General features: G+C 43.6%; 6 protein-coding genes. 5 read left to right on the top strand and 1 reads right to left on the bottom strand.

Annotation, left to right across the window (positions count from 1 at the left end; all coding sequences use genetic code 11):
* Positions 1 to 174: 174 nt before the first annotated feature.
* Complete coding sequence (locus DWW23_RS18135; protein WP_122354809.1) at positions 175 to 5,298, bottom strand: DUF6383 domain-containing protein; 5,124 nt, start codon at positions 5,296 to 5,298, stop codon at positions 175 to 177.
* Between the two features lie 820 nt (positions 5,299 to 6,118).
* On the opposite strand from DWW23_RS18135, the gene DWW23_RS18130 reads away from it, so the two are divergent.
* The 5 genes from DWW23_RS18130 (at position 6,119) to DWW23_RS18110 (ending at position 15,032) form a co-directional block, all read left to right on the top strand.
* Complete coding sequence (locus tag DWW23_RS18130; RefSeq protein ID WP_122354807.1) at positions 6,119 to 6,913, top strand: thymidylate synthase; 795 nt, start codon at positions 6,119 to 6,121, stop codon at positions 6,911 to 6,913.
* Between the two features lie 55 nt (positions 6,914 to 6,968).
* On the top strand, positions 6,969 to 7,466 hold the full coding sequence (locus DWW23_RS18125) for a dihydrofolate reductase (protein WP_122354805.1): 498 nt from the start codon (positions 6,969 to 6,971) through the stop codon (positions 7,464 to 7,466).
* Positions 7,467 to 7,675: 209 nt separating this feature from the next.
* A complete protein-coding gene (locus DWW23_RS18120; RefSeq protein WP_122354803.1) occupies positions 7,676 to 13,354 on the top strand; it encodes an alpha-2-macroglobulin in 5,679 nt (1,892 codons plus the stop codon).
* Between the two features lie 155 nt (positions 13,355 to 13,509).
* Entirely contained in the window at positions 13,510 to 13,887 is a 378-nt protein-coding gene (locus DWW23_RS18115; RefSeq protein ID WP_122354801.1) for a DUF1573 domain-containing protein, read from the top strand.
* Positions 13,888 to 13,916: 29 nt separating this feature from the next.
* A complete protein-coding gene (locus tag DWW23_RS18110; RefSeq protein WP_122354799.1) occupies positions 13,917 to 15,032 on the top strand; it encodes a DUF1573 domain-containing protein in 1,116 nt (371 codons plus the stop codon).

Genomic DNA, 15,032 nt, shown 5'->3' with positions numbered 1-15,032 from the left:
AGGCGGAAGAATTTATATTTCATTACTTTAGTATTAATACCCGCATTTTCGCCTTCGCAGGTTAGTTGGCGTCAGGTAGAGACGTTGCAAGCAACGCCTCTACATCCTCCACGCGGCTATTAGAAATTAAATTATTGATTATAAACTTCTTTATATCAATAGTTATTCATTCTTTTACTTAACGACTGCTTTCACAATTGTTCCGTCTTCAAGAGCTACAACCACGATTCCGGAAGGAGCGTTGAATGTAACATTGTCAGAAGTGATGGTCGTGTTAGCAATAGTCTGACCCAATACATTGCTGATAACAACTTTCTTGTTAGTAGCATTCAGGATCGTTACCTTACCCTGGCCACCCAGAACTGTTACGTCAGTTGTATTGATAGATTCGTTAGAAACCGGATTATGTTCTTCTGCTTCATCGAAGTAGATGTCACCCGTAGAGGTAGCAGTCTTAGATGTAGCGAAGTCATAGAAGTCTTCCGACGGAATCATTTCCTCACCACCTACACACTCATTGAATGCACGTACACGTGCAGTGTAAGCTGTCTGCGGGATCAGGTTATGAACAGCTATCGATGTGGATGCTGCAGTAACTTTGAACGATTCTTCACCGTCGAAGTTGACATCATCCTGCCATTCGTAATAAGCTGTAGGCAATGAACCTACTTCAGTTCTCCAGTCACCAGTGTTGAACTCACCACCGTTGATAGGCATACCCTGAACCGGCTTTCTTACCATCCATGTTGCAGGAGTATCGAACAGATAAATGTCGATCTGGTGTTCGTCAGTCTGGAATCCTTCCATCAGGCGGATAGTATATTTAACCGGTTTCGTGATGTCTGTAGTCAGTTCCATGTTGTCCATCTGGTGGGCAATCGGAGCATAACCCCAGTTTCTGTCGATCGGTTGCGTATTACCTTGCAGTTCGAAGTTGTCTACACTTACCTTAGTTATCTCTTTCTGAGGTTTACCTGCAGCATCAGTATATTCTTTAGTTACTTCCAACCAGTAGTTAACTTTATTATCACGGTGGATAACATCGCCTGTTGCGTTGAACAATTCAACCCAGATAGTCTTGCTTGCATCGTCAGCACGTACTTCAGACATGAATACATCTTCTGAAGTGAACTTCGGAGTGAAGCGACCTACAGCTACCTGATAGTACTGAGCACCCGGAGTTGCTGTCCATTTGATGCGAGCATCGCTACCACCAACGTCACCCGGTTCCATATCTTTGATATACGGCATTTCAAGACCGGCAGTGAATGCCAGCGGCAGATTCTGCTGAACGTCGCATACAGCTGCCAGAGACAGTGCATTTTCTACGTCACACAGATCTTCTACATTCGGAGTTGCACGAACAGCGATCTGAGCAGCTACGTCACCACGAAGAACATTCTTAACCAGTTCGCCTGCAGCACCTGTATAGATATAAGGAGCATCTTCTACCGTACCAGCCAGTTCCATGGATTTCTCACGGATGAATAGTTTCACTTCTTTAGCTTTATTTGTTCCGAATGTGAACAAGTCAGAAGCGCTCAACAAGTTGATTTCCTGTTCTACCTTAGGATCTGTATCATTTACAGTAGTACCGTAATGAGGCAGGTCACGACCCTGGATATAGAATACAGAATCTTTAGAAGCACCACCATTGACAACACCGAACTGGAATGCATTGATCTTGTTCTTACCTGCAGCATCCGAGCTGAACCATACTTCAGGAACTTTCACGTCACCCTTGATACCAGCTGTCAACGTATCGTTCACATTGATCCCGTAAGGAGCCCAAATACCGAAGTGTGCCCATCTTTCGTCGTTGAAAGTCAGGTTATGTTTGTAATCATCCAAATCGAAGAAGTATACGCGGTTGTACTTTTCAACATCAGCACCATGCTGTTGCGGAGCCAGACGGATAGAGTCCTTCGCATAGTAACGAGCCCACATACCCTTTTCAGAACCGCTTGTAATTGTATCAATAGTCATTGCAATACCGTCGCGATCTTTCGGATCGAACTTAGCAGAAACAAGAGCCAATACTTCACCGTACTTGTTCGGAGAAATCTGAACCATGTTACCTACTGTATCTACTTTACCATAAGCTTCACCATTCAGGTCGCCCAATACAGTTACTTCATAATCGAATGCACCCTTCTTGTTGGAGAATATTTCCATATCAACCGGATCAACGATGTTCAAACCAGCGATGATGAACTGACCGTCGCGTACCGGATAGCAAGTATTTACATAACGAGTCTTGTAATCCTTACGGAACATTTCGTTATAGATCAGGTTAGCAGCAGGAACCCAATTGTCTTCCGAGCTACCGATACTACTCAAGTTTGCCGGAGTATTACCGCCACCGCAAGTGTTGCAAGAACCGAACTGCTGAGTCAGGAATGAATAGAAACTTGTGTAAGAACCGATAATCTTATCAGCGTTCATAGTAGTAACCAAACCTCTGTCTGTTGTACCGAATGTATAGAATTCATTCCAGCCTTTCTTGTTGGATGTTGTCGCACCAAACTGAGCTACATGGTTGAATACGTTAGGAGTACCTTGGAAGCATTCGTTCCAGCTTTCAGCAACAATCGGAACCAGGTTCACGTCATTGTAAGGAACATATTTAACAGTCATATCAAGACCGTTTTCTTCTACGTACTGTACAGCATAATCGTTATCCAGGTCAACCTTATAAACCAAAGTATCACCAACGCTCATACCGATAAACTTACCGAATGTAGCACCTGCATATTCTTCGATCGGTTTTTCCTGAGAACCTTTCTTCACATATACTTTCGCAAAGTCAAGGCTTTCACCAGTGAATACGAATGCATTTGTATGGTAAACAGCATCGTCGACATTTTCAGTCTTAGAGAATTGTTCTTTGAAAACTTTGATCGAAGCAACTGTTCCACCTTCTACATCTGGTTTCAAACCTGTTGCAAAGATCTTAATTGTATGAGGTCTTGACTCATATTTGTAGTTATCCCATTCGTCATACGGAGCGAAGAAGAAGTCTTTACGATCGATCTTTTCGAAGTATTTCAGTAATTCAGAACTCATTACACCCATAGCGTGGCTTAACAGAGACTGGTCAGTATCCTGGAACCATACGAATGTATTGTTACCGAAGATCTTGATCGGACCTGTGTAAACAGCACCACCAACTTTATCCATCAGATTCTGACCGGAATAAGTATAAGTTGTCTTATCCAATACATCTTCATTTGCATCGTATCTTGCTACAGAAGCATCGTAAACCAGGCGCGGAGCCAATGTATATGTTTCATTTACATATTTAGACTCATCATCACCGATGTTTACATCACCACGGTGATATTTGAAGATAGCGTTGATACTAACAATATTCTTGTTGATATTACCGTCACAATCGATAACATCTACATTTGCATAATTACCAATTTCTTTTGGTCCGTCTTCCATGCAGCATTCCGGACAACCATTTTCTTCTAACCATGTCTTCCAATCCGTATAGCTATATCCGGTAAGAGACATCGGTAAATAACGTCCACAATAATATGTAGAGTCTTTCTTATTATCATCATTGATAAAGACGATCTTCCATCCCTTGATGTTCACGTCATCATCATAACGACCTGTTGAATGCTTCGGAGCCTTTGTACGATTTTCCAAAGTGAAACCACCAAACGCATATTCCGGCATTGTATAATTGTCTGTGCGACCAATTACCGAGTTGAAATAAGGTAAGTTCTTGAAACTAACCTCTGCAGTCTTATAATCCAGATATTCATCGAAGTGCAAATCATTCAGTTCGTTATATTCAGGAACAGAAGTAGCCTGAAGAGCATAACGAGCTGTATCTGAAGCTTCAGCTGTGATAGTAGACCAGATATAGTTAGACTTTTCAAATGCTTTTACTTCCTGCGGAGCGAAGTAATAAGTGAAACGAGCGCTTGATTTGCAATCGCGATCGTCAGTAGCATCTGTCTGAACGAAATATTCACGCGGAATGAAATAAGTAACTTTCTTATCTACACCCGGTGTACCTATTCTACCGATCTTACCGTCATCAAACATCTGATCCAAAGAAACCCAACTGTCAACTTCAGTCAGTTTAGTCTCTTTTGAAATTTCCATCATATCAGCGATAAACGGATATTCAACGTTCAATTCGTAGTAAGCCAGTTCTTCTTTTGGAGCTGCATCCTGATCTGCTCCATAAAGACCATCGCGGAATGCACTAGAGAACTTGTCTGTATATACGTTATTAGTCTTGTTGTAATTTTCTTTATACAATGTATTCCAATACTCAACATTTGTTACCAATGTATCAGGAGCGCAAGATGTATTACGTCCGGCACCAGCTTCAAACAATTTAGCATTTGCATCACCGAAAGCTACACCTGGGCGAGTAAATGCCAATCTTGCATTAGAAAATACTGTTAATGGTTCAATATCTGAAGAACCTGTATCAGTATCAGGATCTTCTACAGATTTAGAACCTCTCAACATAACAATAATAAGCTTGTTGTCAAGAGACCCCTGCTGCCATGAACTAGGATTCTGGTTATCAGCATCAGAAACGCTAGCCTTCACATGTGTAAGATGTCTTTCGCCAATCGTATGATTCTTTGCAGTAAAGATTGCACGATCGCTTACCATTTGATTTACATACGAACCATCCAGATTGTACACATATACATCAAATGTCCAATCTATCATACGGTTTACCAAACTGGTATTACCGAAAGCACGAACATCCAATTCAACGCTTTCAACACCTGTCAGACCTTTTGTGCTATACACGAAGTCCACACGTGCACTGGCATTCTGGTTTTGATAGATACCCAAACCTGTATTACCGCTCTCATCTGTAAATTTCATATATTCAGCAGTATTCATGATTTCATGATTCTGAATCTGCGAATAATCCATTTCCAGATATTTACCGGTAAACGGTTTTTGGTAATTACCACTTGTCGGATCCAGGTTAAAGAATGTTGCAAATACGCCATTCATTACACCGGCATTCATTTTTGTGAAATCGATCAACGACTCATAGTTTCTATAAGAAGTTGAAGTCGCAGCCCAATGATCGTGAACATTCACTCGGTCAACAACTTTCATCATAGCCGGTGTTACCAGACCACCTTCGTCTTCCCATTGAGCGACATTGTTCACGTTCTTATACCACTCAGCCTTAATATTGGCATAGTCCGGGTCTGCTGCATTCAGCATCGGAGACAAGCCATAAAAAGCCATAGCACATAAAAGAGCGGCCGACCCGCCTTTTACCAAAGTACTTTTTCTCATACGTAAAACATTTAATTAATAAAATTATAATCTATAATCATTTCGATAAAATCTCTCTCATTTAGCTCATTTCAGCTACCTAACCCCGTAGGACACAAGAAAAAGCATTTTAGGGGAACTGCTAAATGCCTGTATCAGGGCATCTTTTTTACCCGTCGATTACCGATTTGACGAGTTTAAACGTTCCTTTTTTCTAGTCATGCGTTTAGGATTCTTTTACTTTTGTAACAGGAAGCGGGTATTTTGTCCCTGTTTTCGTATCGTACTGATAAGAAAGCAGATAGAAAAGTGAAAAAAGTTCTGAAAAGAATTGCAGGTTCAAAAGGAATGCGTATTTTTGCTGCAAGAAAAAAAGGAACGTTTTTTTTAGTCATTGAGAATCAGACTTTACCCCTTGTAATTCATCCCATCCAAAGAATTCAGATCATTTATTAAATAAGCATTTTGCATTAAACTCCCAAGGGTTGGAAGACCATAAAACTAACGTACGTGTACTTTAATATTAATAAATATATATCCAAAATTATCCATACTTCCAAACTGCATAATTAAAAATTTTCAGCTTTTATATAAATGTAGTACTCACACGTGTTCTCCACTCCCCGATTATCATTTTGTCACTACTATACCGGGTAAATCAGATTAGTATGCCGTATAAATTGAATTACCCTAGCGACTAATATTTTTTAACGTATCATTTAGATATTCAAAGACGCATATCTTTTTACAATTTGTAAACAGGGAAAACTCCATTTTAAAACTTACCTGTTGTTTAATACAAATCCCTTTCGTATTTTTGTAAGCTACTAGAGAGATAAAAATGAAACAATACTTAGAATTGCTGGATCGCGTATTAGCCGAAGGCGTCAGGAAGGAAGACCGTACCGGGACCGGTACACAAAGTGTTTTCGGCCATCAAATGCGATTCAATATGGAAGAGGGATTTCCTCTGCTTACAACGAAGAAGCTGCATCTGAAGTCGATCATATACGAACTGCTCTGGTTCCTGCAGGGAGATACCAATGCGAAGTATTTACAGGAACATGGCGTGCGTATCTGGAACGAATGGGCGGATCCTGACGGAAACCTGGGACATATCTATGGGTTCCAATGGCGCTCGTGGCCGGATTACAAAGGAGGTTCCATCGATCAGATCAGTGAAGCAGTCGAAACGATCAAACATAATCCGGATTCCCGACGGATCATTGTCAGTGCCTGGAATGTGGGTGACCTTGAAAACATGAACCTTCCTCCGTGTCACGCATTTTTTCAGTTTTATGTGGCGAACGGACGCCTGAGCCTGCAATTGTATCAGCGCAGTGCCGACATATTCCTGGGTGTACCTTTCAATATAGCTTCTTACGCACTGCTATTGCAGATGATGGCACAGGTTACAGGACTGAAAGCCGGAGATTTCGTTCATACGCTGGGCGATGCCCATATTTACAGCAATCACATTGAACAGGTAAAACTACAGCTTACCCGCGAACCGCGTCCTCTCCCCCGGATGGAGATTAATCCGGATGTAAAAAGCATCTTCGATTTCAAATACGAAGATTTCAACCTGACCGGTTATGACCCGCATCCCCATATAAAAGGAGAAGTGGCCGTATAAACGGTGATACTTATTTAATTCGGAATATAAACATGACTAATAAATCGATAAGTTTATGAGTACAATTTCAATCATTGCCGCAATTGCAGAGAACAACGCGATTGGTAAAAACAACAAGTTGTTATGGCGTCTGCCTGCCGATATGAGACGTTTCAAAGATTTGACCACTGGCCACGCCGTGATCATGGGACGTAAAACGTTCGAATCTCTGCCCAAAGGACCGCTTCCCAACCGGAAGAATGTAGTCCTGACAACCTTGCCGGAAGCAGGTTTTGTAAACTGCTTTGCCTGCGAATCAATGGGCGCTGCATTGGATATCTGCGAAAAAGAAGATGAAATATTCATCCTCGGCGGCGCTTTGGTTTACCGCCAGGCATTACGCATCGCAGACAGGATGTACATCACACGCGTACATGGAGAGTTTAAGGATGCCGACACATTTTTCCCTGTCGTAAACTGGGATACGTGGGAAGAAGTGGAACGCCAGGAATTTCCTGCCGACGCTAAACATGCTTATCCATATACTTTCCTGACTTACGTCCGTAAAAAATAATTTTATCCCGTATTTCGGGTTCATGGATTCATATAGTAGCATAATCTTTGATAATATGCATTGTACTATATGAATCCATGTTCTTTTTTTAACCTCTACCTGACAGTCTCTATTATTACACCTTATTAACAATAGGTTTACATCTTTTTACCCTTTCTTTGTATCTATATAGCAAAGAACGTTGTTTAACATGTAAACCCATTACAGATATGAAGATAAAAGCTATTATTGTTTCCGCATTGATACTCTGCTGTTTGTCAGCAGCTATCATGTATACAACAGCGGCACAATCGAAAAATGAAAGCAAAATGATTACCGAAGCCATTCAAGGTAAGAATACACCGCAACTGATCAAAACATTGATCAGCCGGATGAAAGAACAGCTGGACGTGAATGAAGATGATTTCCCGGAACTGATCAAGGAAGTAGAAAACTATGCTGCCGGATGCAAAGATCCCGCCTCGACAGCCGTACTCCATTCGATGATTGCCGAAATGTATAATCATTATTATACCATGAACCGCTGGAAGATCAGCCAACGTACCGACCTGGCAGGTTATGTCCCGGAAGATATCCGCGAATGGACTTCCAATCTTTTCACTCAAAAGATAAAAGAAGAACTGACTGCTTCACTCGAACCAGCCAAGCTATTACAGGATACACCGGTCTCGGCATTCGATGCTATTCTGGAAACCGGAAAGGACACGCCTGTCCTACGCCCTACATTATATGATTTTCTCGCATTCCGGGCACTGGATATCGCTCCTTCCACCGATATATATAAAGAACTTATCACGTATCTGAATACACTGCCGGACAAAAAAGCAGCTATGCTCGCCAATCTGGATTATCTGCGCTTCCAATACACTTCCCGCTATTCGGAAAAAGCAAGAGAAGAATATAGCGCTTCGCTGGATAGCCTGCTGGCTATTTACGGAAACAAAGACTATTCCGTAGAAATTATCGAAGCCAAGCTGAACAGCGGATTGTTCGGGTTCACAGCCGGTATTAATATGGATTCCGTGAGAACTATCGAATATAAACTTTGTAAAGAGACAATCGCCCGTTTTCCCAATTACGAACGGATAGGCCTGATCAAAAACAGGCTGGCAGATATGCAAAATCCAATCTTACAGGTAAATACGGCCAATACCGTATATCCGGGAAAAGACCTGACACTCAAATTGAATTTCCGGAACATCCCGCAGATCACCGCCCGTATATACAAAAGTCTGAAAACTCCGCAACAGACCCTTTTTTATAACGACAGAGATACCGCCAACAAGCCCGGAGCACTGGTTAAAGAAGTGACATTCTCCTTAACGGCTCCCAATACGTATACGCAGCTGGATACCAGCCTTGTGATCCCGATGGATCAAATAGGATTATATGAATGCATCATTACCGTACCGGAAAGCAATATAAAAACAAACAATCTGTTTGAAGTCAGCCGCCTGGCATCCATCTCACGCAACATACAAAATGGGAATACGGAAGTATTGGTCACCGACTATTTAAGCGGAAAACCGGTAACTGACGCCACTGTTACTTATTATTCAGGCAAACGCCGTGAAATGCAACAGCAAGGAACCGTAAAAACGGATAAAGACGGTATCGCCGTATTCTCACGCAAAGGTGACCTGATGGCTTACCGGGTGAGCCGCCAGGGAGATGCCCAAACAATGTTGACAATGGTTTATCCGAACGGGGAACGGCAAGTCAACCGGACCACCCGCCCGCAACTGGCTTTATTCACAGACCGCGGACTTTACCGTCCGGGACAAACCCTTTATTTCAAAGGTATTGCATATACAAACGAAACAAGCAAACCTCACGCTCTTGAAGGCGAGACGTTCAAAGTAATCCTTCGGGATGCCAACTGGAAAGAAGTGGCGACCAAAGAATTCAAGACAAATAAGTTCGGCTCTTTCAACGGTGAATTTACCTTACCGCAGCAAACACTGAACGGCACATTCACGCTATCTACCGATTATGCCAGTACGAATATCCGTGTCGAAGAATATAAACGTCCGACATTCCTGGTAAATATACTTCCCGTCAAAGGTGAAATATCTTTCGGCGACCTGGTAACCATCCGGGGAAAAGCTGAAACATTCTCGGGCGTTTCGCTGCAAAGCGGTGAAGTGACCTATCGAATCACCAAGCAGCCTCTGTTATTGCGCGGTTACTTCCCCATCAATAATTCATACGAACAGGTGGCGGAAGGCCGAACAACAGTGAACAGTGACGGCACATTCTCATTCGACTTCCGAACGGAAGAATCCGGAAACTACCAACCCTACCTGATCTCGGTTATATTGACCGACAGCAATGGAGAAACTCAAGAAGCAAGTTCGACAATAACAGTCGGAAAAACAAGTATTATCCTGACAACCAATATTCAAGGAGAGTTCGATAAAGATTCGGCAGATGTTGTCATCTCTGCCCAAACCCTGAACAGAGAACAGGTTACGCTAGATGGTACTTACACAATAAACAAACTGCAAGATGAGAACAAGGAAACATATTCCGATTATGAATTCCTAGATTACAAAGTCGGGAAACAGGTTACCAGCGGAAATTTCACCTCCGGCAAGCAGATAGATAGAGATGTATTCCGGAAACTGGAATCCGGACGTTACCGCATCAAGATAGAAGCAAAAGACTCGAAAGGACGTCCGGCAACAACAGAGCAGGATTTCATCCTGTATAGCTTGCGCGACAAAAAGCCGCCGGTATTCAAGCATGTCTGGTTGCTGAACGAGAAGACCAGTTGCCTGCCGGGTGAGGAGGCAAAGATACTGTTCGGCACTTCCGATAAGGATGCGCATGTACTATACGAATTATTCCGGAACGGTCAATGTCTCTCACGTAAGTATGTAGTATTGAGTAACGAGAACCACCTCTTCCGTATCCCATTCAATGAAAGTTACGGAGATGGTATCGTGGCAACTTTTACCTTTATCAAAAAAGGTAAGTTATACAGAACCCAGTCAGAGATAAAGCGTCAGCAACCTGATCTCCGGTTAACGATCAAACCGATCACTTTCCGTGACCGCCTGTTGCCCGGCAACCGGGAAACATGGAAATTCAGAATACAGGATGCCGACTCCGTACCAGCTATGGCAGAAATGCTTGCCAGTATGTATGATGCTTCCCTGGATAAGATATTGCCGTACGGCACATTCAAATGGAACTTCGACCCGCAAAGGTCCATTTACCTGAATGCCCCGGTATTCAACAATGGCATCAGCCTGGACGATAAATCGTCGTACAAAGCAGGAGAACCTGACTTCATTTCAGTTCCGGACTATCAGTATGACCGCCTGGACTGGCAGGGTGTATTGAGTTACAGACAGCAGAGAGCTTACGGATCAGGTATAATGATGAAGTCGGCAGCCGCCCCAATGGCCGCCGAGGCACAAGTTGTCGGCTACAGAAGTAATGACGCAGCCTCCATTACCGGAAATGCAAACATCGTAGACGATGAAGTTGAAGAATCCGGCGAAATGCTATTCAGTTTATCTGACGCTGCATGGGACAAAGCGGAAGCGAAACCCGTACAAGCGCAGCCTCAACTCCCGGTACGTGAAAACTTCAACGAAACAGCCTTCTTCTATCCGTCATTACTGACCAATGAAGAAGGAGACGTCATGGTACAGTTCACATTGCCGGAAAGCAATACAACCTGGAAATTCCAGGCATTGGCCAATACGGTAGATATGAAATACGGCCTGCTGACAAAAGAAGTAATCAGCAGTAAACCGTTGATGGTCGTTCCGAACCTACCCCGCTTCATGCGGCAGGGAGATGAAGTATCTGTCAGTACGCAGGTGATCAACAATTCCAAGGCATCCATCTCCGGACGTGTCAGCCTCGAGTTGTTCGATCCTGCCACAAACCAGCCGGTTATCTGCCTGACCAAATCGCAGAGACCGTTCACATTGTCTGCCGACAGTATTACGACCGCCTCATGGACCTTCCGCGTACCGGAGACAACCAATCTGATCGGTTGCCGTATCGTAGCTGATTCCGAATCAGGAAGTGACGGGGAACAACATCTGATCCCGGTTCTGTCCAACCAGATACTGGTAACGGAAAGTACTCCGTTCTATCTGATGGAAAACGGGGAAAAACAAATCCGCCTGTCCGGATCAAAAGCAACAGGCAGCCGTAACCCGTTCAGAATGACACTGGAGTTGACCGGTAATCCGATATGGTACGCCGTACAGGCATTACCGATGCTTACACAACCGGCAAACGATAACATTATTTCCTGGTTTGCCTCCTATTACAGCAATACGCTGGCTAATTATATTGCCACAGCCAATCCGCGCATTCAAAAAGTGATCAGCCAATGGAAAGCACAAGGCGGAACAGCCTCCACGCTGTATTCAAACCTGCAGAAAAACCAGGAACTGAAGAATATCCTATTGGAAGAAACACCATGGGTATTGGCTGCAGAAAATGAAACGGAACAGAAACAACGTCTGTCACTCCTGTTCGACATGAACCGTGCCGCCCAGCAACGTGAAGTAGCATTGCAACAACTGTTGAAACTACAGAACGAAGACGGCGGATGGAGTTGGTTCAAAGGTTTCCCGGCAAGCCGGGAGATCACGCTTTCCATCCTGAAAGGAATGTCTCAACTGGTCGAGATGAGTGCCGTACAATACGGACAACAGGAGAAAGAAATGCAGATGAAGGCTCTTAAATATCTGGACAAACAGATGCAATCCGACTATGAGTCCTTGCAAAAGAACAACAAGAAATGGCAGAGCAGCGTGCCGAACGCTTTGCAACTGGAATTCCTGTACGTCCGTAGCTCTTACCGCGATATTCCAGAATTGGGAGATGCCCGTGAAGCGATCCGTTTCTACACGGCACAGGCCGAAAAGACCTGGAACGAACAATCACTCTACGGAAAGGGAGAAATAGCTCTGCTAATGTACCGCAACGGTAAAAAAGAGGTCGCAAATACCATCCTGGCCTGGTTGCGTAAAACAGCAACCACTACAACCGAACAGGGTATGTATTGGGCTAACAACCGGAGAGGAAATAACTATTTCATCTCTCCGATCGAAACACATTGTTTACTGATGAAGGTATTCAATACATTATCACCCGATTCCAAAGACACCGACCGTATGAAACAATGGTTGCTGAACCAGAAACGTACCCAAAACTGGGAATCTGTTCCTGCTACGCTGAATGCCATCTACGCATTGGTACTGACCGGAAGTGACTGGCTGAACGATAACAATACCTGCACCGTTACCTGGGGCGATAAAACATACAGTACTGCCGAAGGAGAAACAGCAACAGGTTATCTGAAGGTTGTACTGGATGAAAAAGAAATTTCATCCGAAAGAAATTCCATTTCCATTCGGAAGGAAGGAAATGCACCTGCCTGGGGAGCTGTCTATGAACAATACTTTGAAAACATCGACAAAGTAGAAAAACAGACAGGTGTACTCAACGTTGAAAAGAAATTATTCATTGAAAGCAACAGCGGTAACGGTCTGCAGATCACTCCGGTGGAGAACGGAAAACTCCAGCCGGGTGACAAGGTGGTCGTACGCCTGACCATTCGTACCGACCGTGAAATGGATTATGTCTTCCTGAAAGACCTGCGAGCCGGTTGTTTCGAACCTGCCAGCCAGGTCTCCGGAACAAAGTTCAGAGACGGAGTGGCTTATTACCAGTCACCGACAGATGTTTCCGAAAATTTCTTTTTCAACCGTTTACCGGCCGGAACCTTCGTGATCGAATATCCGGTTTACGTTTCCCGCACCGGTGAATATGCCGGAGGAATCAGTACAATCCAATGTCTGTACGCTCCCGAATTCATTTCTCATACGGAAGGGGAAACACTGACGGTTAATTGAAAACAGGAAATGGAGAATTGAAAATCAGAGGAAGAATATCAAGGGGAAAAAGTAGTTTTGATTTCCCTCGTTAACAATTTTCAATTTTCAATTCTCCATTTTCAATTCTAAATCCCTATCTTTGTGACATAAACAATAGCTAAATAAGATGTAAAATGAAACAGATTATTTTTATTTTTATGGCGATCCTGCTTGCAACAGGAATGGCTTCAGCTCAGAAAAAAGCTGTTATTACAGCTGAAGAAACCTCTCATGACTTTGGACAGATAAAAGAAGCAGACGGAAAAGTCACTGCGACATTTGCCGTTAAAAACACGGGAGATGCTCCGTTGGTTATTACCCGCGTTATCGCTTCCTGCGGATGTACGACTCCGGAATGGACAAAAGAACCGATCGCTCCGGGACAGAGCGGAGATATCAAGATAACATACGATCCGAAAGGACGTCCGGGACCGTTCTCTAAAACGATTTCTGTTTACAGCAACGGAAAGACCGGAAGTTTTATCCTGACGATCAGAGGAGAGGTTATTTGATTTTCAACAAGCTAAACTAAAAACAAAGAATGCTGAATATGAAAAGACTGAGCTTTATTCTTTGCAGCATATTCCTGTTCACGGCGCATATAGCTGCACAGAATGGAGCCCAGATAAGTGCAGACGAACTGACGTACAACTTCGGAACAATTGCCGAAGCTGACGGACTGGCAAGTCATACTTTTGAAATAAAGAACACGGGAGATGGCCCGCTCGTCATCACCCGTGTTACTGCTTCTTGCGGTTGTACACAGCCTGAATGGACAAAAGAGCCGATCGCTCCGGGAAAAACCGGAAATGTCAAGGTTACCTACAATCCCAAAGGCCGCCCCGGTCCGTTCTACAAGACGGTATCCATATTCAGCAATGGAAAGAAAGGCAGCTACACGCTGGCAATCAAAGGAAACGTGACACCGAAACCGCTTATACCGCTTATGATCTTCCCTTATTCGATAGGCGACCTGAAAATGCAGACTAAAACAATACTGTACAGCAGCGTTCGTCCCGACGAAACACTGGGAGAAAAGATCAATGTCAAGAATGAAGGAAAGACTACTCTGACGATCCGTCAGGGCAAAGTGCCTCATTACCTGGCCGTCGAGATTCGCCCGACCCAACTGGCTCCAGACGAAGTGGGGGAAATTACTCTGTTATTCGATGCCAAAGCAGTAAAAAGAAAAGGTAGGGTTACGACAGAAATACCTTTGACAATCGAAAGTATCGGACAGAAAAACGAAGTCGACGGAAAGATACACGTAGCGGCCAATATTATCGACAACTTCGGTAAACTGACTGCTGCAGAAAAGGCACAGGCTCCGGTTGCCCAATTGTCAGGAACATTGCTCGATTTCGGTAAGCTACCGGAAAAAGGCGGGTTCATTCCGCTGATCGGAGGCAAAGTGACCGGCACTGTAGAAGTAACGAATACCGGAAAATCCCCGCTTATCATACATAGTTTCACTTGCGATGATGAACGGATCGATATTTCAGGAGGAAAGAAAGAATTAAAACCGGGAACAACGGCTACATTCAAGATATCAGTTCGTCCGAAAGAAATAAAGACGAAACTGGAAGCACTGGTAAATATAGTATGTAATGACCCGAACGGTCCTGTTCGCCTCGTAAAGGTAACAGCAGAAAAATAA

Origin of the sequence: Parabacteroides sp. AF14-59 (assembly GCF_003479515.1) — a bacterium.
GTDB lineage: Bacteria > Bacteroidota > Bacteroidia > Bacteroidales > Tannerellaceae > Parabacteroides > Parabacteroides faecis.
Note: the sequence above shows the minus strand (reverse complement) of the source record. Positions and strands in the feature narration are given on the sequence as shown.